This window comes from Synechococcus sp. PCC 7502 (assembly GCF_000317085.1).
Classification (GTDB): Bacteria; Cyanobacteriota; Cyanobacteriia; order Pseudanabaenales; family Pseudanabaenaceae; genus PCC-7502.
On the sequence record NC_019702.1, the window covers coordinates 207,521 to 231,250 of the forward strand.

At 41.5% G+C, this 23,730-nt stretch carries 18 protein-coding genes and 1 tRNA gene; 16 read left to right on the forward strand and 3 right to left on the reverse strand.

Features of this window, described 5'->3' with window-relative positions; all coding sequences use genetic code 11:
• Positions 1-147 precede the first annotated feature (147 nt).
• The 4 genes from miaB (at position 148) to SYN7502_RS01055 (ending at position 4,663) form a co-directional block, all read left to right on the forward strand.
• Positions 148-1,509, forward strand: coding sequence for a tRNA (N6-isopentenyl adenosine(37)-C2)-methylthiotransferase MiaB (miaB, locus tag SYN7502_RS01040; RefSeq protein ID WP_015167041.1), 1,362 nt, complete (start codon positions 148-150; stop codon positions 1,507-1,509).
• A gap of 112 nt (positions 1,510-1,621) precedes the next feature.
• Positions 1,622-2,278 carry a PFE-CTERM domain-containing protein gene (locus SYN7502_RS01045; protein WP_144050153.1) on the forward strand — a complete coding sequence of 219 codons (657 nt, stop codon included), beginning with the start codon at positions 1,622-1,624 and terminating at the stop codon, positions 2,276-2,278.
• Positions 2,279-2,563: 285 nt separating this feature from the next.
• Positions 2,564-3,898, forward strand: coding sequence for a TrkH family potassium uptake protein (locus SYN7502_RS01050; RefSeq protein WP_015167043.1), 1,335 nt, complete (start codon positions 2,564-2,566; stop codon positions 3,896-3,898).
• Positions 3,899-3,952: 54 nt separating this feature from the next.
• Complete coding sequence (locus SYN7502_RS01055; protein ID WP_015167044.1) at positions 3,953-4,663, forward strand: potassium channel family protein; 711 nt, start codon at positions 3,953-3,955, stop codon at positions 4,661-4,663.
• 82 nt (positions 4,664-4,745) lie between these two features.
• Here SYN7502_RS01055 and SYN7502_RS01060 read toward each other — a convergent pair whose 3' ends face one another.
• Positions 4,746-8,150, reverse strand: coding sequence for a phycobilisome rod-core linker polypeptide (locus SYN7502_RS01060; protein WP_015167045.1), 3,405 nt, complete (start codon positions 8,148-8,150; stop codon positions 4,746-4,748).
• 231 nt (positions 8,151-8,381) lie between these two features.
• On the opposite strand from SYN7502_RS01060, the gene SYN7502_RS01065 reads away from it, so the two are divergent.
• The gene (locus SYN7502_RS01065) at positions 8,382-9,998 is read left to right on the forward strand and encodes a ShlB/FhaC/HecB family hemolysin secretion/activation protein (RefSeq protein ID WP_015167046.1); all 1,617 of its coding nucleotides are present in this window, start codon (positions 8,382-8,384) and stop codon (positions 9,996-9,998) included.
• A 30-nt stretch (positions 9,999-10,028) separates the two neighbouring features.
• On the opposite strand, the gene SYN7502_RS01070 is transcribed toward SYN7502_RS01065, so the two are convergent.
• Positions 10,029-10,110: transfer RNA gene (locus SYN7502_RS01070), tRNA-Leu, on the reverse strand.
• Between the two features lie 187 nt (positions 10,111-10,297).
• Positions 10,298-10,900 carry a superoxide dismutase gene (locus SYN7502_RS01075; RefSeq protein ID WP_015167047.1) on the reverse strand — a complete coding sequence of 201 codons (603 nt, stop codon included), beginning with the start codon at positions 10,898-10,900 and terminating at the stop codon, positions 10,298-10,300.
• A gap of 234 nt (positions 10,901-11,134) precedes the next feature.
• Here SYN7502_RS01075 and SYN7502_RS01080 point away from each other — a divergent pair, with 234 nt between their 5' ends.
• The 11 genes from SYN7502_RS01080 to SYN7502_RS01130 all read left to right on the forward strand — a co-directional run bounded on the left by SYN7502_RS01080 (position 11,135) and on the right by SYN7502_RS01130 (position 23,725).
• On the forward strand, positions 11,135-11,491 hold the full coding sequence (locus SYN7502_RS01080; protein WP_015167048.1) for a DUF6464 family protein: 357 nt from the start codon (positions 11,135-11,137) through the stop codon (positions 11,489-11,491).
• Positions 11,492-11,652: 161 nt separating this feature from the next.
• Positions 11,653-13,758 carry a bifunctional arginine dihydrolase/ornithine cyclodeaminase gene (gene argZ, locus SYN7502_RS01085; RefSeq protein WP_015167049.1) on the forward strand — a complete coding sequence of 702 codons (2,106 nt, stop codon included), beginning with the start codon at positions 11,653-11,655 and terminating at the stop codon, positions 13,756-13,758.
• A gap of 40 nt (positions 13,759-13,798) precedes the next feature.
• Complete coding sequence (locus tag SYN7502_RS01090) at positions 13,799-14,920, forward strand: anhydro-N-acetylmuramic acid kinase (RefSeq protein WP_015167050.1); 1,122 nt, start codon at positions 13,799-13,801, stop codon at positions 14,918-14,920.
• Between the two features lie 20 nt (positions 14,921-14,940).
• Positions 14,941-15,621, forward strand: a complete 681-nt coding sequence (locus SYN7502_RS01095) for a YggS family pyridoxal phosphate-dependent enzyme (RefSeq protein WP_246828951.1) — start codon at positions 14,941-14,943, stop codon at positions 15,619-15,621.
• Positions 15,622-16,023: 402 nt separating this feature from the next.
• Entirely contained in the window at positions 16,024-16,575 is a 552-nt protein-coding gene (locus tag SYN7502_RS21265; protein ID WP_015167052.1) for a cell division protein SepF, read from the forward strand.
• Between the two features lie 54 nt (positions 16,576-16,629).
• Complete coding sequence (proC, locus tag SYN7502_RS01105) at positions 16,630-17,427, forward strand: pyrroline-5-carboxylate reductase (RefSeq protein WP_015167053.1); 798 nt, start codon at positions 16,630-16,632, stop codon at positions 17,425-17,427.
• Positions 17,427-18,476, forward strand: coding sequence for a phosphoribosylformylglycinamidine cyclo-ligase (gene purM, locus SYN7502_RS01110; RefSeq protein WP_015167054.1), 1,050 nt, complete (start codon positions 17,427-17,429; stop codon positions 18,474-18,476). Before proC ends, purM begins: the two co-directional genes overlap by 1 nt.
• 44 nt (positions 18,477-18,520) lie before the next feature.
• Entirely contained in the window at positions 18,521-20,239 is a 1,719-nt protein-coding gene (locus SYN7502_RS01115) for a nucleotidyl cyclase domain-containing protein (RefSeq protein ID WP_015167055.1), read from the forward strand.
• A gap of 2 nt (positions 20,240-20,241) precedes the next feature.
• Positions 20,242-21,231 (forward strand): pentapeptide repeat-containing protein, encoded by a 990-nt coding sequence (locus SYN7502_RS01120; RefSeq protein ID WP_015167056.1) that lies wholly within the window; start codon positions 20,242-20,244, stop codon positions 21,229-21,231.
• A gap of 108 nt (positions 21,232-21,339) precedes the next feature.
• Entirely contained in the window at positions 21,340-22,206 is an 867-nt protein-coding gene (gene dapF / locus SYN7502_RS01125; protein WP_015167057.1) for a diaminopimelate epimerase, read from the forward strand.
• Positions 22,196-23,725, forward strand: coding sequence for a YifB family Mg chelatase-like AAA ATPase (locus tag SYN7502_RS01130; protein ID WP_015167058.1), 1,530 nt, complete (start codon positions 22,196-22,198; stop codon positions 23,723-23,725). Before dapF ends, SYN7502_RS01130 begins: the two co-directional genes overlap by 11 nt.
• The last annotated feature ends 5 nt before the right edge of the window (positions 23,726-23,730 follow it).

Consider the following 23,730-nt stretch of genomic DNA (forward strand, 5'->3'; position numbering starts at 1 on the left):
TCCGAGTTATTAGGCTAAAATTCTAGTACCAGCGACAATTTTTCACCTAGTTCTTTACTTAGTCTTTTTACTTAATCAAATTAGTCTTGTCAAATAGGCTTTTAGTCTAGAAATTTATTCCGCTATTTAATCATTACCTAAGTTAGTATGCACTCTGTCAAATCCGATCCCAAATATCATATAGTCACTTTGGGCTGCCAAATGAACAAAGCCGACTCTGAACGGATGGCGGGCATACTAGAAACCATGGGCTATAGCTCCACTGATGAGGCTGACGAAGCCGATCTGGTACTTTATAACACCTGTAGCATTCGAGATAATGCCGAACAAAAAGTTTATTCATACTTAGGTCGGCAGGCAAAACGCAAACATAAAAACCCTGACTTAACCCTAGTAGTGGCAGGTTGTGTGGCACAGCAAGAAGGAGAGGCATTACTTCGTCGTGTACCCGAACTAGATTTAGTCATGGGACCTCAGCATGTTAATCGCTTAGATCATCTGCTAGAGCAGGTATTTAATGGTAATCAAGTCTCGGCAACTGAATCCGCCTATATCGAAGAAGACATCACCACACCCCGCCGCAATAGCTCGATCACCGCATGGGTAAACATAATTTACGGTTGTAATGAATCCTGTACTTACTGTATTGTTCCTAGAGTCAGAGGTGTAGAACAATCAAGAACTCCCGATGCCATTCTCCAAGAGGTTAACAATCTGTCACAACAGGGCTATAAGGAAATTACCCTGCTGGGACAAAATATCGATGCCTACGGTCGAGACCTACCCCCTAGCAATTTAGGTGGTGGAGTTGGCGGCAAGATTACCCTAACGGACTTACTTTACTATATCCACGATGTTGAAGGCATTGAGCGGATTCGGTTTGCTACCAGCCATCCTCGCTATTTCAGTCCACGCCTGATCCAAGCCTGTGCCGAATTGCCTAAGGTGTGTGAACATTTTCATATTCCTTTTCAGTCGGGAGATAACGAAATCCTCAAGGCAATGGCAAGGGGTTATACCCATGAGAAATACCGCCGCATTATCGATAATATTCGAGCGATTATGCCCGATGCTTCTATTACTGCCGATGCGATCGTGGCTTTCCCCGGTGAAACCGAGGCACAATTTGAAAATACCCTACGCTTAGTTGGAGATATTAGTTTTGATTTAGTGAATACTGCTGCCTATTCTCCCCGCCCCGGAACTCCTGCAGCTATTTGGACAAATCAACTGAGTGAAGAGATAAAAGATGATCGCCTACAAAGACTTAATCATTTAGTTAATCAAAAAGCGGCAGAGCGATCGCAGCGTTATTTAGGTAGAACTGAAGAAATCTTAATCGAAAGCATTAACCCTAAAAACCCGAACCAACTAATGGGCAGAACCAGAGGCAATCGTATTACTTTCTTAAATGAAACTTCCTCTAATTTAATCGCCCAGGTAGTAAATCTTAAAATCACAGAGGCAAGACCATTTAGTCTTACTGGTGTTTTGATAAATAAATTCTGATGTATAAGAACTTAAAAGTATAGTATAAATACTTAATAATTTATCTTTTAGTTGCCTATCGTATAAGTTTATGGTATGTTTAATTTACAACTACTTACAAAAAAATATGAGTATGCTAAAAACTTTAAACTTAAGCAATTTTGGACTACCTATCCTAGGTACCATTGCTTCCTTGGCGATCGCTGCTCCGAGTCATGCTGTTGCTGTTACTGTTCTTTATGATTTCAACTCGAACTTCAATGCAAAAGTTACAGGTTCACCTAGACTAACTGCAAGCGCAATAACCCAAGTGGGTGAGCCAACTTCATCAGGTGGTGGTGTTGCTACATTTACCTCCGCTCAGCCTAATGATTTCTTCACGTTTACTCTTACTCAAACTGCTCCTTCTATTAATCTTAACTTATCAACGTTTACCTTCTTTGCTCGAAGAAATGGTTCTGGTCCTACCTCGTTGTCATTATTCTCCAGTTTAGATGGTTTTACCACTGCTATCGATACAGTGACTGGCGTACCAGCGAATACTTTTCCTGGAGCTCCTCAAAGCTTTAATATTGGCGGTGCTGCTTTTGATAACATCACAGCTCCAATTACATTTAGAGTTGTTAATAATGACGGTGCAAGTGCAGGACGGCTTGCTATTGATGACTTAACTGTTAAGGGTGCTCTTACCGTGCCTTATGAGTTTGAAACTGGGGTTGGAGTCTTGTTATTCGCTGGCTACTTCGTTGGCAAAAGATACCTAAAGAACAAGGCTGTTTTTAAGGCATAGTTATAACTTATCAACTCCTAATTGCTCTCTAATATTCTGTTAGGGAGCTTTTTGCTTTTGGCATAGTTTATTTTATTAAATTCATAAGCTCTGCGACCTTGAGGAAAAATCTGCAACTCATATCAAATTTAGACGTTATGATTCTGCATGCCCAAGTTTGGGATTTACAAATTTGGGATTATCTTCAATAATGGCGAACTAAATTAATTCTTGCAATAATTCCTTTAAGTTAATGATTGTACGATTGTTTTTACATCTAACATTGCAATTGATCTGGAGAAATCTGTGACCCCTGCTCGGACGATCTGCTTGGGGTTTGTGGCAGTAATACTGGCAGGAGCAATTTTACTGATGTTGCCAATTTCCACTAGTGATAGTAACTGGGGAAATTTTATTACGGCATTATTTATGTCCACATCAGCGGTCTGCGTAACAGGCTTAGCAGTTGTTGATCCGGGGACATTTTATAACTTTACAGGGCAAGCGGTTTTACTTTTGCTTTGTCAAATTGGTGGCTTGGGCTATATGACAGCCACTACTTTTTTGTTGCTATTAATTGGACGCAAGTTTAGCTTGCGGGAAAAGGTAACTTTACAGCAATCTTTAGATATATCTGGAATTCGCAGTGGTGTTCCATTGGTAAAGTCTATTATTGTCACTACAATTTTGCTGGAAGTCATAGGCGTATTTTTAATGACCCCAGAATTTGAAAAAAGCTTTGATTTGGGGCGCAGTCTTTGGTGTGCAACTTTCCATAGTGTTAGTGCTTTTAATAATGCGGGATTTAGCCTATTTCCTAATAATTTGATTAACTATGTCCATTCACCGATTATTAACTTTACAGTCACTGGTTTGATTATTTTAGGTGGAATTGGCTATCAAGTAATTTTGGAGGTGTACTTATGGCTAAGGATGAAAATTAGGCGATCGCAGGATCGATTTTCCTTTAGTCTTAATTTTAAGGTGGCAACCAGTACAACAGTGGTTTTGTTACTTTTGGGGACTTTGGGTATTTTGTTAACTGAGTTAAATAATCCTAAAACTATAGGTGAGTTTAGTGCCACAGAAAAGTTAATGGTAGCTTGGTTTCAGTCGGTCACAGCCAGAACGGCGGGATTTAATACCATAGACTATAGCGGAATGACCTTAGCGGGATTATTCGTCACAATTATTCTGATGTTTATTGGTGCTAGTCCCAGTGGTACGGGTGGCGGGATTAAAACAACGACTTTGCGAGTCTTAACTAATTGTACCCATGCCGCATTACAGGGTGAGGATGATGTTCATCTTTACAATCGTCAGATTTCTTCGGTGCTAATTCTGAAAGCAGTCGGAGTCATAATTGGGTCAATGCTGACAGTGATGGTATCAACTACTTTATTGCTTGTGACTGAGCCTAAGATTGATTTCGTCAAAATTCTATTTGAATCAGTATCAGCCTTTGGTACGGTTGGTCTATCAACGGGAATTACTGCTCAAGTTTCAGCGCTGGGACAGATAGTGCTAATTTTAACTATGTACACTGGAAGGGTGGGTGTTTTACTGTTAATTGGGGCAATTTTTGGAGATTCACGCCGCAAGTTGGTCAAGTATCCAGAGGAAACTCTGTTAGTCGGATAAAAACTTGGTAAAACCTATCTCAGCCCTCAATTAAGGGTTTAGTCATTTAAAGCTATGAATTTATTTCGCAAAAAACATTTAGATAATAGACACTTTGCGGTTTTGGGCTTAGGTAGGTTTGGGAGATCGGTTTGTAAAACTTTAATCCAAGCGGGCTACGAAGTTTTAGGGGCAGATAAAAATGAGGATTTAGTATCACACATTATCATTGAGCAAATTCCGATCCATTGCGTGCAAGTGGATACTACGGATGCGATCGCTCTTAAGGATATGGGGATTGCTGATTTTGATACGGTAATTGTGGCGATCGGTAACTTTTTAGAAGAAAGTATTATCACTACTCTTCACGTCAAAGAAGCGGGGGTGAGAAATGTAGTGGCAAAGGCATCTTCAGAAGTGCATGGTACCTTACTAAAAAAAGTGGGGGCGGATTTAGTGGTGTATCCTGAAGCAGAAATGGGGGCAGCTTTAGCGCGATCGCTGACCCAAAAGGGTATATTAGACCGCTTAGAACTTGATAAGGATAACAGTATTGTTGAAGCATTAGTCCCAGAAGCATTTACAGGCAAGTCCATTTTAGATTTACAACTGCGCCGTAACTATGGGGTTAATATATTGGCAATTTGTGCGAATGGACAGTACGAAGTTAACCCTAATCCAGTCAATAAACTGCAAAAAGGTGCAATGATGGTTTTGATTGGCAATAATAAAGATATTAATCGCCTGCCCTTGGATAGCGTAGTTCAGACACTAAAGCCTATGTAAATACTTTTCAATAAATAAAAAAGGATGAGTGTATTACCCATCCGTGATTTAGATTAAATTATTTACTTAGTACTCTTAGTACCTATTTTTTAGCAGGCGATCGCCCACCCACATAGCTAGGTGAGAGGTCAGACCAAGATTGTTTGATAAGATCATTATCAACTTTTATGCTGCCGAGGTAATTACCCGCAGGAAGACTTGGATAACGCTTATAGGGAACCACATCTTCACCAAAAATTGTGTTGTATTCACTAGATTCTACTAATTCTTGAACCGCTGCCTTTAAGCCTTTGTCTGCCAAGATTTTATTGTACTGACGGACTTCAGCTTGAGTAGCGGGAGCACGACCTAGAATGTGCTTAAAGAGCAACTCTAGAACCTTAGTATTGGGGTAAGGGGTATAGAAGCGCTTACGATATTGTTCCGAAGAGGCTAAGTCTCTAACAAACTCTCTAACAGAGATTTCCCCATTACGGAGCTTGCTTTCCAAGTTGCTAACACGGAAGAGTTCCGTAGGTTGACCAGTAAATACATCCATGACTTGGGTATAAATTGCACTGATTACTTGGTTGGTTTCAGGTGAGTTAGTACCTTGAGTATGACGGAAGATGCGGGCGGGCTTACGCCGACTGGTACCGACTCCTGCTTCTACAGACTGACCATTACCATTAGCAAATGATCTGCCTAGTTCCACAAATCGAGGTCTAGTTAGATCAGGCAGTAACTCGGCGGCTTTGATGCGAGCGATCGCACTGGTTATTAGTGGGGACTGACTAGGATCAATACTGGGTTTCACTGGCTCAAAGCTAGGTACAACAATGGACTTATCTTGCTTGGTGAGACGGTTATACAAAGTTTGAGTATTGGGGAAGTTTGCCGCAGGGAATGTCGCAAAGCGATTATAGGGAACTACATCTTCGCCAAAAGCTTCTAAATACTCTTGAGTATTAACGATCGCCGAAACAAAGGCTTTAATCCCCTGATTTGCCAAGATCAGATTATATTTACGAATTTCAGCTTGATCTAAAGGGGCGCGTCCTAGGAAATGCTTAGTCCCTAGTTCGATTACCTTGGTATTAGGGTAAGGAGTATAAAACTCTTTAATATAAAGTTCAGAAGTCCCGATCGCTTCAATAAATTCTTTAACGGAGATTTCCCCATTCTTTAGACCACTTTCGTAGCGGGAGAATTGAGAATTAACCACATAGGGGGCAATATCTCGTTCAAATACCTGACGATAGGCAGCACCAATTAGGGTATTGACCTCGGTAGGGACTAGGTTCTCAAGCTTGAATACCTTAGTCTGCTCACGTTTTTTGCTAACACCTTGGGCAATGCGATCACGAATGGATACAGGAGAACGCTCTTCCGTAACTTGTCCAAGCACCACAAACCTAGGCGTTTCAGTTTTGGCAACCACAGTACCTTTATCCTCGGCGATCGCTCCCAAACGATTTTGACGCAGAGATACACCCGCAGGGGTAAGGTAACGCTCGTAGGGAACTGTATCATCCCCAAAAGCCTCTTCATATTCTTTAGTATCGATAATGGCATCCACAAGGGCGTAAAACCCCTTTTTCGCCGAAATATCAAAATACCTATTTAATTCAGCCCGACCATAGGTAGGACGACCCAACAAGCGTCTGTGAATGTATTCGATCGCCTTAGTTACATAGAGCTTAGTCCAGTACAAGTCACGGAACAAGTTGGATTTTGCTAATTGGCGCACAAATTCTTTAACCGAGATTTCGCCATTTTCCAGTTTGATTTCTGAAACCTTTAAGCGTTGTCCCGAATAAACATCCCGTCCAATTACTTGGAAGTAAATAGCACGGATTACAGCTTGGGTAGAACTTTCAGAGTACTTAACACTGGCATTTTTATTGAACTTTTTACCTTTAAAAGCAGGAATTTGCTCCAATTTGAAAACCTTAGGACCCAGACTACCCGGTGCCTCGCCTCTAGCTTTGGGATTGCTCAATTGGTTAGTAATGCCCGCCCCAGACCGAATCAGAATCCGACGGGTATCTTTACCAAAGGGTGCAGGGCTAGCACTTGGAGATTTAGTTTCCTTAGGGAAAATTGCTCCAAATTGAATTTCCAAAGGATCATTACCTGAGCCATAAACGTGCTGATCAGGTAAGGGCTGTTTATAAGCGGCAAATAGGGTAATAAATTGGGGAATTTTGCGGAACGGGGCAGCATAATTAAACAAGTCAAACTGCGCTCCCCAGTTACGCGCAGGTTGCGCTTCTTGCCCTAATCCACGCTGATAGGGAACAGTTTCTTCGCCAAAGTAATCGCTGTATTCTGCCGAATCAACTAAAGCATCCACGAGTGCGGCTAAACCACCTTTAGAGACGATCGCAAAGTATTTTTGGACTTCTTCACGGCTTTCGGGGGCACGACCAAGGAAATGCTTAAATGCCAGTTCTAAGGCACGGGAGTTAATAAAGGGAGTAAAGAACTGATCTCGATATAAAGTGGATTTACCAAGGCGGCGCACAAACTCTTTGATTGAAATTTCGCCATTTTTAACCTTAGATTCCAAATCAGAAATACTTTGGCTATAGGCACGGGTAATATCCCGCTCAAAAACCTGACGATAGGCGGCTTTAACCACATTATTTTTTTCACTGGCAGGCAATCCAGTTTTGAGGACAAACTTCTGACGACGTTCAGCACTATTGAAGTAGCTTTGGGGCAAAGATAAACCTTGCAAATCTGAGGAATCACGCTGACGAGCTTTATTAGATGGAGTTGGTGCCTTAAACTCGGCGATCGCCACATCCATGTACTGAGAAATAATATCTGATGCTTCTTTGTCATTACGCACAAAACTAATGGCAGCCCGCTTCATTTCCTGTAAAGCGACAATCGTGGCATCAGCAGAACAAGCAGCTTCAATAATTGCCCTTAAACCTCGGGTATTCATCCCTAAAATATTGGGATCACCAGCGACAATGGCATAGGTGGTATAGCGCAGGAACCAACCTAAATCTCGGAGAGACTTTTTCATCCGCTCTTCGCCATAGCGAGCAATATTAATCGGGCGGAAACTAACAGGAGCTTGATCCCCACCGCCAGCAGCACTAAAGAAGGTCTTAATTGCTTCAAAGAATCCCCCACTGGACTCGGCATAAGTAACTGTACCTAATTGCATACCTCTGCTGGTATCAATGGGACGACCATCTTGACCAATTTTTATTTCCACAGATTCTTTAGGCTTTTCATAAAATGCCATGGGTGAGCCGCCCGTAAAAATTCGACTAGCAGCACGGGAGATGATCTCATCAGATTTCTCTGTAAGAATAGCGGCAATCTCGATCCGTTTTAGCCCTGACTGAAAGTAAGTAGTCAAGTCATCAAGCTCCGATTTGCCCGGAAAACGATCTTGCTGTTCTACCTGAGAAATAGTGGAAGTAAGTGCTGTTTGGTATAACTTGGGGCGGGCATTTACGGCTCCGCTTGATGCTGTAACACTCATTGATTTACCTTACTTAGTATGTGTATATAAAAACTTAGTTAATTAATATTTGCCCATCATACAAGGGCTGTTTAATCTATAACAACAGAAAATGATACCTTTCTCTACAATTACTAATTAGATTTAATATAAGTTTTGTAAAGTAATAATTTTTTTGGACAAGTAAGACTGAATGTAAGGTTATGTAGTAAACTGCTCTCGGGATTTTTGTGTTTGGAGTCAAAAGTGTCTATGTACCGTTCTCTATTCCTACTTTTAACCCTAGGTTTTTCAACTACATGGGCAACATCGGCGATCGCTCAAGTACCATTACCTCAAGTAGCTCAAATATTAAATACAGAAAATAGCTCGACTCCGACACTTACAATTAAAGCGATTGAAGTTTCAGGTAACAGTATATTTCAAGACGAAATCCCTAAAATTACTGAACCCTATCTCAACAAGACCCTGAATTCGGAAGAATTAAATGCGATCGCCGATGCCATTACTACTCTCTATGTCAACAACGGTTTTATCAATTCTCTAGCATTTATCCCTGTTCAAACTATTACCAATGGCACCCTTAAAATTCAAGTAGTTGAAGGCACTATTGCTGACATTAAAATTGAAGGGATAGAAAGACTGAACCCAGAATATATTCTTAGCCGAGTGCGGTTGGCAAGCCTTAGTCCCTTTAATCGTGACAGCTTAGAGGATCAACTTAAATTACTACGGATTAACCCTCTATTTCAAAACATTGAAGCTAACCTTAAACCTGGCAATAAACCGGGGCAGAGTATCTTAGTAATTATTGCTAAGGAAGCAAACCCGTTAATTACCAACTTCAGCATTGATAACTATTCAACCACCAGTATAGGTAGCGAAAAATTTGGGCTAGGATTTACCTACTTAAACCTATTTGAAGGGATAGGCGATCAGTTTAGTGCCACCTATAATCGTAGTTTTTCAGGCGGGTTAAGCCAGTTTGACTTTAGCTATCAAATTCCCCTTAATGCTATGAATGGCACATTACAACTGCGCTATTCCCCTTCTGGTTATCGGGTTACTGACCCAGCATTTTCTGATTTAAATATTCGTGGTAACTCCGACCTTTTAGAGTTTAATTTTCGACAGCCAATTGTACGATCGCCCCGACAGGAATTTGCTTTGTCCTTGGGTTTTACCTATTTGAATGGGCAGTCCTTTGTTTTTGATAACTTACCTTTTCCCTCCATTGGTGCCGATGCTAATGGTGCTACCCGCACTAGTGTCTTGAAATTCGGACAGGATTATTTAAGTCGTGATCCTCAAGGGGCTTGGGGTTTGCGATCGCAATTTAATTTTGGTTTAGGAATATTCAATGCCACCTCCAATCCCGATCCTATTCCTTCAGGGCAGTTCTTTAGTTGGTTATTGCAGGCTCAACGGGTGCAAGTCCTGAATGATGATAATTTACTGGTTTTACAAGCAGACCTACAGCTAACTCCAAATAATCTTTTGCCTTCCCAGCAGTTTGTGATCGGCGGGGGACAGTCAGTACGGGGATTTCGCCAAAATGCTCGCATCGGTGATAATGGGCTCCGCATATCAGCAGAAAATCGTTTCACTGTGCAGAGAAATGCCGCAGGCGATCCAGTTTTGCAGCTAGTTCCCTTTTTTGATACAGGTGTGGTTTGGAATAATGCAGGCAACCCTAACTCCACTCCTAGTCAAAATTTTCTGGCTGGCACAGGTATTGGGGTAATTTGGGAGCCAATTAAACGTCTAACCGCCCGACTAGAATATGCTTTACCCTTAATTAATCTGAGCGATCGCAGCAATAACATCCAAGATACTGCCCTGTATTTCAGCCTTAATTATCGTCCCTAGAGATTTATTAGAGTTACCAAGTTAAATTTATGGGCAGAGAGAGGGTCGAACTCTCACGAATCTCTTCGCTAGATTTTGAGTCTAGTGCGTCTACCAATTCCGCCATCCGCCCGTTTTTTACTTCCCATTTTATTTAAGAGTGAGAGACATAAAAGTACTACTCTTACATCTCTTAAAACCTAGTCTTTAACGATGGGATAGGTAGACAGTAATAATAGCAGAAAATTTCCTAAAAAAAAGCCCCCAACCATAGAGTTCGGTATGAGAGCTACTCTTAGCCTTATATTTAGAGCAATGATTTAGATTGCTGCCGCATAGTTTTGAGCCGCAAAGTCCCAGTTAACCAAGCTATCTAGGAAAGTTTGAGCATAGTCAGGACGACGATTTTGATAATCCAAATAGTAGGCGTGTTCCCATACATCAATGGTGAGTAGAGGAATTTGTCCGTGGACTAATGGATTCTCCGCATTTGCAGTTTTAGTGATTTTCAACGTACCTTGATCAAGCACTAGCCAAGCCCAGCCACTGCCAAACTGACCAACGCCAGTTGCTTTAAAGGTTTCTTTGAATTTTTCAAAACTACCAAAATCCTCGTCAATTTTTGCAGCTAAGGCACCTGTGGGTACTCCACCACCTTTTTCTTTAATGGAATTCCAGTAAAAAGTATGATTCCAGACTTGGGCAGCATTGTTAAAAATACCAACCTTAGCTGGATCACCATAGGTAACTTTGACAACTTCCTCTAAGGACTTGTCAGCTAATTCTGTGTCTTTAGTAAGGTTATTGAGATTGGTTACATAGCCTGCATGATGCTTACCATAGTGAAATTCTAGGGTTTGTGCAGATATGTAAGGTTCTAGAGCTTCTTTTGCGTATGGTAATGTAGGAAGTTCAAATGCCATATATTCTCCTAATTGAATATGTATTTAGTCTGAAATTGAGTTTGAATCTATATTGATTGATCTTGATCGGAAGGGTTAAGTACCAAGCACACTTTAAGTATTATTAAAGTATTGTTACTATCTAAATCATACAACTTTGCCCGTTATCTTGTAATCATAGTCGCTGTGACTAGGGACTAACATTAGTTTCTTGATTGCTCAAATATATTCCTTAATAAATCATTATTATTCTTAATGGAACAGCTATCACTGCCGACCGAAGTTCTAACAGATTATCCCAGTAAATCCTTGGGTAAGTTATACCTAGATTGGATTCCTCAACCAGGTAACTATCTGGAAATTGAGGGCAAAGCATATAAAGTTTTGGAAAGAAAGCATCGCTATCAATTAAAGCTGGGGCAGTATCGCTTATGCAGTATGGTGATCCAAGTTCAAGTTACTAATATGCCTTCGGAAACTAGCCTAGTCAATGGTTGCTGGGTAATTGGCGATGCTAGATGTAAATATAATGCCCATTCAGAATTAATGCGTTGTGCTGTTAACCCTTTGGGGACTTGTAAAGATTGTCAATTTTGGGAAATGGCGGAATAGTTACTCTTGTTACTCAGGGGCTATTCAGGTATTGGTCAGGTTGTACTAAGAGATACCAACTAACTTGTGTAATCTGCCATTATGATAAAGTGCTAAATACAGTCACCTAAGACAATTGGCAGACAGTTTTGCCATTACATTAACCAAATTTACCTATTTCTATGACCGCCGCAATTAGCTTTTTGATGTGTCCGCCTGATCACTACGATGTTGACTATGTAATTAACCCTTGGATGGAAGGTAATATTCACCGATCTAGTCGCGATCGCGCTGTGGAACAATGGCAGGGTTTATACGCAACGATTCAAAGCCTAGCGGAGGTACATTTAATTAAACCGCAAAAGGGAGTTCCAGACTTAGTTTTTACGGCTAATGCGGGCATGATTTTAGGTAATATTGCGATCGTTAGTCGGTTTTTCCATAAAGAACGCCAAGGGGAAGAGCCATACTTTAAGGCATGGTTTGAGGAAAATGGCTACAAAGTATTTGAATTACCTCCAGAATTACCCTTTGAAGGGGCAGGAGATGCGCTTTTAGACCGTGAGGGTCGGTGGTTGTGGGCGGGATATGGCTTTAGGTCTGAGTTGGATTCCCATCCATACTTGGCAAAGTGGCTAGATATTGAAGTACTATCCTTGCGACTGATGGATAACCGTTTCTACCATTTAGATACTTGCTTTTGTCCGCTCAGTGGGGGCTATTTACTCTACTATCCGCCTGCTTTTGATTACTACTCCAATCAAATTATTGAGATGCGGGTACCTCCCGAAAAGCGTATTGCTATTAGTGAGCCTGATGCTTTGAATTTTGCTTGTAATACGGTGAATATTGATCGCACGGTAATTATGAATAAGGCAAGTGTGGAACTCAAGCAAGTATTAGCAGCAAAAGGGTTTACGGTAGTTGAGACTCCTCTAACTGAGTTTTTAAAAGCAGGTGGTGCCGCCAAGTGCTTGACCTTACGGGTAACGGAGCCAATTATTCCCATTGCCAATGAGCATATTGCTTTGGAATCAAGAATTATTGAACTATCTGGACATCTGTTAGATTCGGGGATCGTTAATCATGCCCTTGATCTGGTTTTAGAAGGTGGCGGTAGCTTTCAAATTCTGGACTTTAAGCTGGGTATTCAAAAACAAAGCACATCTGAGGCAAAAATTCGGGTGTCTGCTCCTTCCCATCAAGTCATGAATTCAATTATGACTCAACTGATCGATATGGGAGCGGTATTGCCAGAGCAAGAGGCTTCTAATGCTGATTTAGAGAAGGTAGTGCAAGCGGGTGTTGCTCCTGAAGATTTCTATGCTTCGACTATTTACCCAACGGAAGTTCGAGTTGATGGACATTGGATCAAGTGCCAATTTCAGCGCATGGATGGAGCGTTAGTCGTTGATCGCAGTTCGGCAATTCCTACGGTTAAATGTAAACTTTTGCGGGATTTGGAATTAGGTGAAGAAGTCGTAGTGGGAGTGGAAGGTATCCGCACCGCCCATAAAGCTGATACTAGAGAAAAAACCACTAAGGAATTTTCATTCATGGGGGCTGGAGTCTCCAGTGAACGGCGGGTAGAACTTGTAGTTGAGCAAATTGCTTGGGAGCTTAGACAGGTTAGGGATCGTGGCGGTAAGGTTGTGGTCACAGCAGGTCCAGTGGTTGTGCATACGGGCGGGGTAGCTCATCTTTCCTATTTAATTCGAGAAGGTTATGTGCAGTCTTTATTAGGGGGAAATGCGATCGCTGTCCATGATATTGAGCAGTCAATTATGGGAACCTCTCTTGGTGTTGATATGCAACGGGGTGTGAGTGTGCGTGGTGGGCATAAGCATCATCTTAAGGTGATTAATACGATTCGTCGCTATGGCAGTATTGCTAAGGCTGTGGAAGCGGGGATCATTAAGTCGGGGATCATGTATGAGTGCATACAAAAAGATATTCCTTTTGTATTAGCGGGTTCAATCCGTGATGATGGTCCTTTGCCAGATACAGAAATGGATTTAATTAAGGCGCAAAGACTCTATAGCGAACAGGTCAGAGGTGCAGATATGATTTTGATGCTCTCCTCAATGCTCCATTCTATTGGCGTGGGTAATATGACTCCTGCTGGCGTAAAAATGGTGTGTGTGGACATTAATCCAGCCGTTGTAACTAAGCTTAGCGATCGCGGCTCGGTTGAATCTGTGGGTGTTGTTACTGATGTAGGGTTATTCCTAAGCTTATTAGTGCAGCAACTAGGAAAACTGGTGAGTCCTTTCTCAAAGGTTGATTAACTAAAATTGATTAAGTGATTAAACTTATATCTAAGCTTATATGAAAGTGATTGGCTTGATCAGTGGCACCTCTGTGGATGGTATTGATGCGGCTTTGGTAGAGATTAATCAGTCCGAGCAATCTATTCAATCTATCAAGCTGAATTTTATTACTGGTAAAACTTTTCCCTATGATCGCCAACTTAGGGATGAGATTCTGGCAGTTTGTGCAGGGGAACCAAGATCGATCGCCCAAATTTGTAACCTTGATGATGCGATCGCTAATGCCTTTGCTCAGGTTGCTAATCAAATCATAGACGTAACGCAAATTAAACCCGATCTAATTGCATCCCACGGGCAAACCGTATTTCATCGTCCTCCCATAGAATCCACATTAGGTTACAGTGTGCAGCTAGGCAGAGGTGCCGTAATAGCCAAAACGACGGGGATCATGACTGTAAGCGACTTTCGCACTGCGGATATTGAAGCGGGTGGACAGGGTGCGCCGATGGTATCTATGCTGGATCGATTATTTTTATCCCAACAGGGTAAGCATACGGTTGTGCAGAACATTGGCGGGATCAGTAACCTTACTTACTTGCCTGCCAGCGGGGATCAAGTATTCGGCTTTGATAATGCTCCGGGTAATGTATTGATTGATATGGCAAGTTCCAAATTATTTGGGGTGGATTTTGACCGTAATGGGGAATTGGCAGCCAAAGGTAATGCCGACTTAAGCTTAATTAAAGTTTGGTTAGCGCAGGATTTTTTCCTGATGCCACCGCCTAAATCTACAGGACGGGAGCTATTTTGTCCCAGTTACCTAGAGCAAATTTTAAGTCAGTGTAAGCATTTATCAAATCATGACATTTTGGCAACCCTAACTGAATTTACAGCGAAGGCGATTGCTCAAAGTTATCGGTTATTTTTACCAGATTTTCCCGATCGAGTTTTGATTTGTGGTGGTGGCTATAGAAATGCCTACTTAGTGAAAAGACTGAAAGCACTTTTAGCTCCAGCCCTAGTAATGAGTACGGATCAAGTTGGAATTAACTCAGACTTCAAAGAAGCGATCGCCTTTGCGGTTTTAGGTTACCTCACCTTTCATGGTCAATGTGGCAATTTACCCCAAGTTACAGGTGCTAAGGAGCCTAAGGTCTTGGGTAAGATTCATTTAGCGTAAATGCTAGGATAAAAGAGCTATTGACCAGTCCAGAATCAGTGAACAGTTCCATTGCCGATCGCATTTTTCAGATTAAGCAGGAAATTCCTCCTCAGGTTAAATTAATAGCTGTAAGTAAGTATGCAACTGTAGAGGCAATGCGAGAGGCATACAGTGCAGGGATCAGGGATTTTGGAGAGTCTAGGGTACAAGAGGCGATCGCTAAAAAGCAGCAACTCCAAAATTTAGCAGATATTACTTGGCACATGATTGGCACTTTGCAAAGCAATAAGGCAAGACAGGCACTACTAAACTTTGATTGGATTCATGCTGTGGATCGACTAAGCTTAGCACAGCAATTAGATCGCCTAATATTAGAAACAAATAAGCAAATTAAAATATGTCTGCAAGTCAAGCCAGCACATGATCCCCGCAAATTCGGATGGTCAGAACAGGAACTAATTGCCGATTTACCTGCCCTAGATGCCTGTCCAAATTTACAAATTATGGGATTAATGACAATTCTGCCCCAAGGATTAGATAAGTCACAGTCTCTGAATTTATTTAAGAAGGTCGCTGATTTAAAAGCTAGATTGCAACTGGGACAATGGCAAAGTCTTAAAAATCTGCGAGAGTTATCTATGGGAATGTCAATGGATTATGATAGTGCGATCGCTTCTGGGGCAACCATGATTCGAGTAGGTAGTAAAATTTTTGGATGAATTTTCCGCTTGTACAAGAACTAAAAATAAATTAACCTTTTCTTAACCCTAAAACATGGAATATGGTTTAATGTAGCGTCAATAAATTCCTAAAGGATAGCTAATTTAAAGAAAATTTGTAGTAATAAATACAACATTAAATCAATCAAATACTGGATATTTAACAGGCAAGAACTTATCAATAAATTTCTTAGTTACTTAGAGAAAGTTCTCCCAACTAACTAGATTTTTTGGCAGATATTAGTTAAAGTCATTGCCGTAGTATTTAGTTCGTAAATAAATTTAGAGCAGAAACCTAAAAAGTTAAGCTCTACTGGTTAATCTTCATGATTGATCTATTTATCTAAATTAAGCCAACATTCCAACCAAAATTCAATAAAATTCATAGAGGAGCTTGTAAAGATGGGATTATTTGACAAATTTAAAAATATGATTGGGTTTGAAGATGCTTATGCCTACGATTATGACAAACTAGAAACCGAAGAAAAAAGTCTAGAAGTAGAAGAAACTGTGGCAACATCTGAAGAAGTTTCTGCTCCCCCCCGTCGTAGTCGCCCATCATTTTTTAGAGGAAGTATGGAAAATAGTAATAACGTAATTGATATGCCCGGTGCTGGTGGAACCTCTGAAGTTGTTGTTATGTATCCTCGCAAGTTTGAAGAAATGCCTGCGGCGATCCAAGCCCTGCGTGAGCGTAAGTCTATTGTTGTCAACCTGACCACTATGGAACCAGATCAGGCGCAGCGTTGTGTTGACTTTGTGGCTGGTGCCACCTATGCCATTGATGGTAAGCAAGAACGAGTCGCTGATAGTATCTTTTTCTTTGCTCCTTCCTGTGTGAATTTGACCACCCACAATACTGTTACCGATGAAGAAGTGATACCACAACAACCTAAGGTAACTCGTGTGGCTACGCCTTCTTGGGCAACTGAGTCTGCAAGCCGTTTCGGGTAGGTTAGATTAAAATTAGATATAAGCAAATTACCTGCAAACCTACAAATTAACTAGTTGTTAAATCAAATTGGCATTATTGGCGGTGGAGTCATGGGGGAGGCGATCGCCAGTTGCCTAATCGCTAAAAAAGTCTATAACCCCCAAAATATTTGGATTACCGAACCACAAGCTCAGCGTAGAGATTACCTTCAAACTAAGTATGGGGTTTCTGTTTCTGATCAGAGCCAAGATCAAAGTCAAAATATCGATGTTTTAATATTGGCGATTAAGCCCCAAATTTTCGCTGTCACCGCCCCAAATTTAGCCTTAAATCAGGCAAGTTTGATCATATCAATTATGGCAGGCATAGGGCTAAGTCAGTTAGAAGCGGCTTTTATTGGTAAATCTGTGATTAGGGCAATGCCAAATACTCCTGCTCAGATTGGGGTTGGCATTACAGCGATCGCTTTGGGTAAGTTAGTAGAGGCATCTCAGAAATTAGTTGCCGAAAAAATTTTTAGAGTGGTTGGGGAAGTGATCGAAGTCCCTGAATCTTTATTAGATGCGGTAACGGGTTTATCTGGCTCTGGTCCAGCCTATGTGTCTTTAATTACTGAAGCATTGGCAGATGGTGGTGTAGCGGCGGGTTTACCAAGGGCGATCGCCATGCAATTAGCAATTCAAACTGTGCTAGGAACCAGTCAAATGCTTAAAGAAACTAGTATTCATCCTGCCCAGCTTAAGGATCAAGTTACTAGTCCGGGGGGAACGACAATCGCGGGAATTAGACAATTAGAAAAATCGGGCGTGCGATCGGGCATAATTGAAGCTGTCATTGCAGCAGCACAACGTGCTAAAGAGTTAGGAAACTAGTGGATTATCGTGAGTCAGGTGTAGATATTCAAGTTGGGCGCAACTTTGTTGAAGGCATTCGTGATTTAGTGTCGCAAACTCGTCGCCCCGGCATGTTAGGGGATTTAGGCGGTTTTGGCGGTTTATTTGAATTGCCTAGCGGTTATCAGCAACCAGTTTTAGTCTCTGGTACAGATGGAGTTGGTACTAAGCTTAAAATTGCCCAAGCCTGCGATCGCCACGATACCGTAGGTATAGACCTAGTTGCCATGTGTGTAAATGATATTTTGACCTCTGGAGCAGAGCCACTATTTTTTCTGGACTATATTGCCACAGGGAAACTCAAACCCGAACAACTAACCGAAGTGATTAAAGGGATTTCCTTGGGTTGTCAAAGTGCTGGTTGTGGCTTGCTCGGGGGGGAAACGGCAGAGATGCCCGGATTCTATGGGGCAGGTGAATATGATCTCGCTGGATTTGCCGTGGGAGTTGTGGAAAAGTCACTGTTACTTAATGGTACTCAGGTCAAAGACGGTGATGCCATTGTTGGTTTAGCCAGTAGTGGTTTACATAGTAATGGCTTTAGTTTAGTCAGAAAAATTATTGCGGATAAAGGGTTTAATTGGAGCGATCGCCCTTTCAAAAATTTAGATAAAGATGGAGATTTAGTAGATCAAACCCTCGGAGAAATTTGCCTAACTCCCACTCAAATTTATGTTAAGCCTGTTCTTTCCGCTCTAAAATCCTCTCTGAAAATTCATGGACTAGCACATATTACTGGTGGTGGGATTCCTGAAAATCTACCTCGATGCCTTGGGCAAGGACAGGTAATGGAAATTCTGCCCCAAAGTTGGGAAATTCCTCAGATTTTTCAGTGGTTAGCAGAACAAGGACAGGTTAATCAAGCGGATATGTTTGACACCTTTAACATGGGGATCGGCATGGCTGTGGTGATCGATCCTGACGATTTAGAACAAACGCTAGCGCACTTTACCAGTTATGACATCAAATCATGGCACATTGGCTGGGTTAGGACATCTTTATTTCCATCTGCACCCAAATCTATCTAAAATAGTTTTAATTTCAACTAGGTTGGTATAGTCCGGCTTGATTCATGAATAACCAAGTGCTACCACGACAATCTCATAATGCTCTAGCTGTAATCATGATTAGTGGTGCAGTTGATCTAGAACCCAGACTGCAAACAGATCGCCAATGGACTGTGAGCCTAATGGAACGTGACCTTAATTTTATGAAGGAACAATGTGCCTATTACGAAGGACAGGTTCTACAATCTACGGAGTTGGGGGTGATTGCCAATTTTAGTAATGCCGTAGAAGCATTAAAGTGTGCATTATCCATTCAAAAAACTCTCATTACGGCAGCTAGTACTATGCAGTCCCGTGATGTACTGGGACATTCCATTGGGATTCATCAAGGGGATTTAGTTGCTGATGGGGGCAAGGTTGGTGGTAATGGAATCACGATCGCTAATCAAATTCAACTAGATGCCAATTGGGGAACGATTCATATCTCTGAAAGTATTTATCACCAAGTCAATAAGGTGATGGAGCTAATCATTAACTATGTAGGAGAACGATACCTGCAAAAAATTTATCAGGTTATTCCCAAAGGTTTTACAAGTTCACTACCAGTTATTACCCCTTCCTATGCTATTGATATTGACTCTATCCCAATTAATGATGAATTTAGTAACAAGTTTATTGAACCCGATTGGTATTTATTTGATCAAGTCGTTAATTCCTTAGAAAGCAATCATAATATTTTAGAAATCAAGCGATTACTTTTATATATTTGCCTAAATAAATGGGAAAGTGATCAACTAAAACTGGAAAAGTTAAACCTGAAGGGATTAGTTCAAGAATTAATTGAACCACTAGCAACCCTTGCCCAATTAAAATCACTAATTGCTTTAATTACTGATGTTACTCAAACCGTTGATAGTGAGTATGGGGTAATTGGCAAAACTATTATCCAAGCAATTAATAAACTGTACGCCCGTTATCAATCCGAGCCTCAAGATATTTATGATGAGGTAATCCAGTCTTGGGAAGATGTGGACAAGGACACAACCCGAATCAAAAGACTAATATTTTATTTATGCAGGTGTGACTTACCTAGCTTTTCTACTGAAGAATTAACTCTAAAAGCTGCCATTCAAAAACTCCAAGGGCTATACCCAAGTTTGGAAACTCTCAGACCGAGGATGAAACAGGCGATCGCCGTAATTCGTAAACCCGAATACTCAGATATTGTCGATGTGGTAATTGATGACTTGAGTGCGATTTTCCCCGCCCGCTCTTTATCTTTAAGTCCAACTTTAACCCCAACAACTGCTACGGTATCAACAAATGCTGATTACGCTGACTTTACTCCGCTAATTGAGCCAGTTCATGCGATCAGCTTTAACCTAAATCAAAACCTAGATCAAGCAGACAAAAGTGCCATTTCTAAGACGGAAAATAAAACTGAACAATCAATTGATGCAGAGATTGCTGATCTGGAGTTATTTGATTTACGTTTGGAGATTATTAAATACCTCAGTCCCCTCCGTGCCAAAATATTGATATTTTCTGCCTTAAATAATGAAGTGGCGGAATCAACTAATGAAAGTGTCTCGGCAATTAGAACCTATGAGCTTGATGACTTACTTCGGGATTTGTTTTATGCCTTTAAAAGTTCAGAAACACTAGAAATTCAACTTAAAAATACAGCCCGACAATTTCGAGATGTGGATGAATATGAGCAGGCGGTTAGTGTAATTATGAATGCTATGCTCACTGTCTATAAAAAATTAGGAATTGGAGTTTAACCATGAATCCTGATGAGCTACTGAAACGATATACCGCCGGTGAAGTAAACTTTGCCGAAATTAATCTGCGGGGTGCTAATTTATCTGGGGCAGACTTAATTGGGGTGAACCTATCCAAAGCTAATCTCCATAGTGCTAGTTTAGTATTTGCTTATTTGACTCGTACTAATTTGCGATCGGCAATTTTAGTGGGGGCAAAATTAGGTGGTGCCAATCTCAATCAGGCGCATCTAAGTGAATCTAATCTCAGTGATGCGGATTTGCATGGAGCAAGTTTGGCGGGTGCCACTATGGTTAATGCCAATGCCGCTTTAGCTAATTTTTTGGATGCAAATCTGATTGATGCGGATATGCGGGATATTAGTCTGCGGGGAGCCAATCTAGCTGGAGCCTGTCTGCGAGGTGCCAATTTACGCAAAGAATTAAAGCGATCAGCAAACTTGACCGGTGCCTGTTTACATAAAGCTGATTTACGGGGGGCAAACTTTACGGGGGCTGATTTATCGGGGGCAGACTTGCGATCAGCAAATTTGACTGAGGCAACTTTTACGGGAGTTAATTTATCTGGGGCTGATTTAACCAAGGCAATTATGAAGGGCTGTTTTTTAACGGAAGCGAATTTGACAGGAGCAAACTTAACAGGTGTTAATTTAACAAATGCCAAGATTGAAAGAGCTAACCTCACGGATGTGCAAATGGAAGATGCCAATCTTATGGGGGTAATTATGCCCGATACTAAGCTCACTAGGGCAAACATGGTGAATGTCAACTTAATGACGGCAAAGCTTTCTCGTAGTGATTTTAGTCGGGTTAATTTGCAACGGGCTAACTTAATTGAAGCAAATCTGACCGAGGCTTACTTGGCAAGAACAAATCTCTTTGGTGCGGATTTAACCGATGCCATCTTAACTAAAGCCGAGCTTAGTAGTGCGAATTTAGCGGGGGCAATAATGAAAGGTGCAACTATGCCCGACGGGACAATTCATAGCTAACTAAAAGTCTAAATCAAAGCGATTAAGTTCAGGTTAAAATTGCAGCATAGACATTTTCTAGCTTATTAGGTTCTTTCTAATTCTTCTATTTCTTACATATCGACAGCTATGACATCTCAAACTATTGCTTTTAGTAAATATCATGGACTTGGTAATGATTTTATTCTGATTGATAATTGCAGTAGTAAAGAACCCTATTTATCACCACAGTTGGCTATTAAATATTGCGATCGCCACTTTGGGATTGGCGCAGATGGCGTAATTTTTCTGTTGTCTGATGGTGCTCAAGATAGCTATAGAATGCGGATATATAACTCCGATGGCTCTGAACCTGAGATGTGTGGTAATGGCATTCGTTGCCTCGCTAAATTTATGCAGGATTTAGAGATTCCCACCATAGAGAATCAATATTTTCTGCAAACGGGAGCAGGTTTAATGGTGGTGAAGCTTAATGCCGATGGACAAGTTACCGTGGATATGGGTGAGCCGAGATTATTGGCACAGGAAATTCCCACAACTTTAGCTGATAGAGATCAAAAAGTAATTAATCAGCCCCTAGAAATTGATGGGCAAATCTGGAATGTGACGACGGTAAGTATGGGTAATCCCCATTGTATAACCTTTGTAGCTGATGCCGATCGCATACCTTTAGCAGAACTAGGTATTAAATTTGAACATCATCCAGTATTTCCTAAACGCACGAATACGGAATTTATTGAAGTTGTCAGTTCTAGCTATATCAAAATGCGAGTATGGGAACGGGGAGCAGGGGCAACTCTAGCCTGTGGTACTGGTGCTTGTGCGTCTGTGGTGGCGGGTGTTTTAAATGGAAAATGCGATCGCGTATGTACAGTCAATTTACCAGGTGGGGATTTGCAAATTCATTGGGATACAACCACAAATCATATTTTTATGACAGGCACAGCCGAACGAGTTTTCACTGGCACAATTTCGGAGCAACTAAGTGTTAGCTAGGGTTTGGAGTGCTTCTATCCTTGGAATTGAGGCAGTACAAGTAGGGGTAGAAGTTGATGTGGCGGGCGGTTTACCCACAGTTGTAGTTGTGGGCTTACCTGATACTGCCATCCAAGAATCACGGGAACGGGTCAAAGCTGCCTTAAAAAATTCTGGCTATGCCTTCCCCATGCGTAAGGTAGTGATTAATCTTACCCCTGCGGATTTAAGGAAAGAGGGACCCAGCTTTGATTTACCTATAGGGATCGGTATCCTTGCCGCTTCCGAACAGATCGATCCACAACTACTATCAGATCATTTATTCTTAGGTGAAGTTTCCCTCGATGGTAATTTGCGGGGTGTTGCGGGTGTACTTCCGATCGCTGCTTCAGCCTTAAAAATGGGTATGAAAGGCTTGATTGTCCCCCTAGAAAATGCCCAAGAAGCCGCCGTTGTCCAAGGGTTAAATGTCTATGGGTTAAGCAATTTAAGGGAAGTGGCTGACTTTTTATCCCATCCGCAAAACTATGCTCCTGTACAAAGCAATATCAGGTTTGGTGAAGATGTAGCACCCTCTGAATTTCAACTAGACTTAAAAGATGTCAAGGGACAGCAACATGCTCGCCGTGCCTTAGAGATTGCCGCCTCAGGAGGACATAATCTAGTCTTTGTTGGTCCACCGGGATCGGGGAAAACCCTCTTGGCACGCAGATTGCCTAGTATTTTGCCACCTATGAGTTTTAAAGAAGCTTTAGAAACTACCCAAGTTTATTCTGTAGCGGGATTATTAAAAGGAAGAGGATTAGTGAGCGATCGCCCATTTAGGAGTCCCCATCATTCCGCCTCTGGTCCCGCTTTAGTTGGAGGGGGGAGTTTTCCTAAACCGGGGGAAATTTCTTTGGCTAGTAATGGTATCTTGTTCATGGATGAACTAACCGAATTTAAACGGGACGTGCTTGAGTTTCTGCGCCAGCCCTTAGAAGATGGCTTTGTGAGTATCTCTCGTACCCGTCAGTCGGTAACCTTCCCGGCGAGATTTACGCTAATCGCATCTACTAATCCCTGCGCCTGCGGTTATTACGGCGATTCTATCCAGCAATGTACCTGCACCTCTAAACAACGGGAACAATACTGGGCAAAGCTATCTGGACCTTTAATGGATCGGATTGACCTTCAAGTCATTGTCAGTCGTCTTAAGCCTGAGGAAATTACCAGTTTTAGTGAAGGTGAAAATTCGGCTTCGGTGCGATCGCGTGTGCAAAAAGCCAGATCTATCCAACAACAAAGATACAAAAACGAACAAAATATTAACTGCAATGCCCAAATGCAAAGTCGGCATATTCGGACTTGGTGCAAACTAGATACCGCCTGTAAAAATTTAATCGAAGCGGCAATTCGGAAATTAGGCTTATCTGCCCGTGCCAGCGATCGCATTTTGAAAGTATCTCGCACCATTGCTGACTTAGAAGCCTCGGAGTTACTCACACCCGCCCATGTGGCTGAAGCAATCCAGTACCGTACTTTAGATCGTCTAACCTAGATTTT

Coding starts and splice junctions, on each gene's coding strand:
- miaB (WP_015167041.1), top strand. CDS start 148: ATGCACTCTGTCAAATCCGATCCCAAATATCATATAGTCACTTTGGGC.
- SYN7502_RS01045 (WP_144050153.1), top strand. CDS start 1,622: ATGCTAAAAACTTTAAACTTAAGCAATTTTGGACTACCTATCCTAGGT.
- SYN7502_RS01055 (WP_015167044.1), top strand. CDS start 3,953: ATGAATTTATTTCGCAAAAAACATTTAGATAATAGACACTTTGCGGTT.
- SYN7502_RS01060 (WP_015167045.1), bottom strand. CDS start 8,150: ATGAGTGTTACAGCATCAAGCGGAGCCGTAAATGCCCGCCCCAAGTTA.
- SYN7502_RS01065 (WP_015167046.1), top strand. CDS start 8,382: ATGTACCGTTCTCTATTCCTACTTTTAACCCTAGGTTTTTCAACTACA.
- SYN7502_RS01075 (WP_015167047.1), bottom strand. CDS start 10,900: ATGGCATTTGAACTTCCTACATTACCATACGCAAAAGAAGCTCTAGAA.
- SYN7502_RS01080 (WP_015167048.1), top strand. CDS start 11,135: ATGGAACAGCTATCACTGCCGACCGAAGTTCTAACAGATTATCCCAGT.
- argZ (WP_015167049.1), top strand. CDS start 11,653: ATGACCGCCGCAATTAGCTTTTTGATGTGTCCGCCTGATCACTACGAT.
- SYN7502_RS01090 (WP_015167050.1), top strand. CDS start 13,799: ATGAAAGTGATTGGCTTGATCAGTGGCACCTCTGTGGATGGTATTGAT.
- SYN7502_RS21265 (WP_015167052.1), top strand. CDS start 16,024: ATGGGATTATTTGACAAATTTAAAAATATGATTGGGTTTGAAGATGCT.
- SYN7502_RS01115 (WP_015167055.1), top strand. CDS start 18,521: ATGAATAACCAAGTGCTACCACGACAATCTCATAATGCTCTAGCTGTA.
- SYN7502_RS01120 (WP_015167056.1), top strand. CDS start 20,242: ATGAATCCTGATGAGCTACTGAAACGATATACCGCCGGTGAAGTAAAC.
- dapF (WP_015167057.1), top strand. CDS start 21,340: ATGACATCTCAAACTATTGCTTTTAGTAAATATCATGGACTTGGTAAT.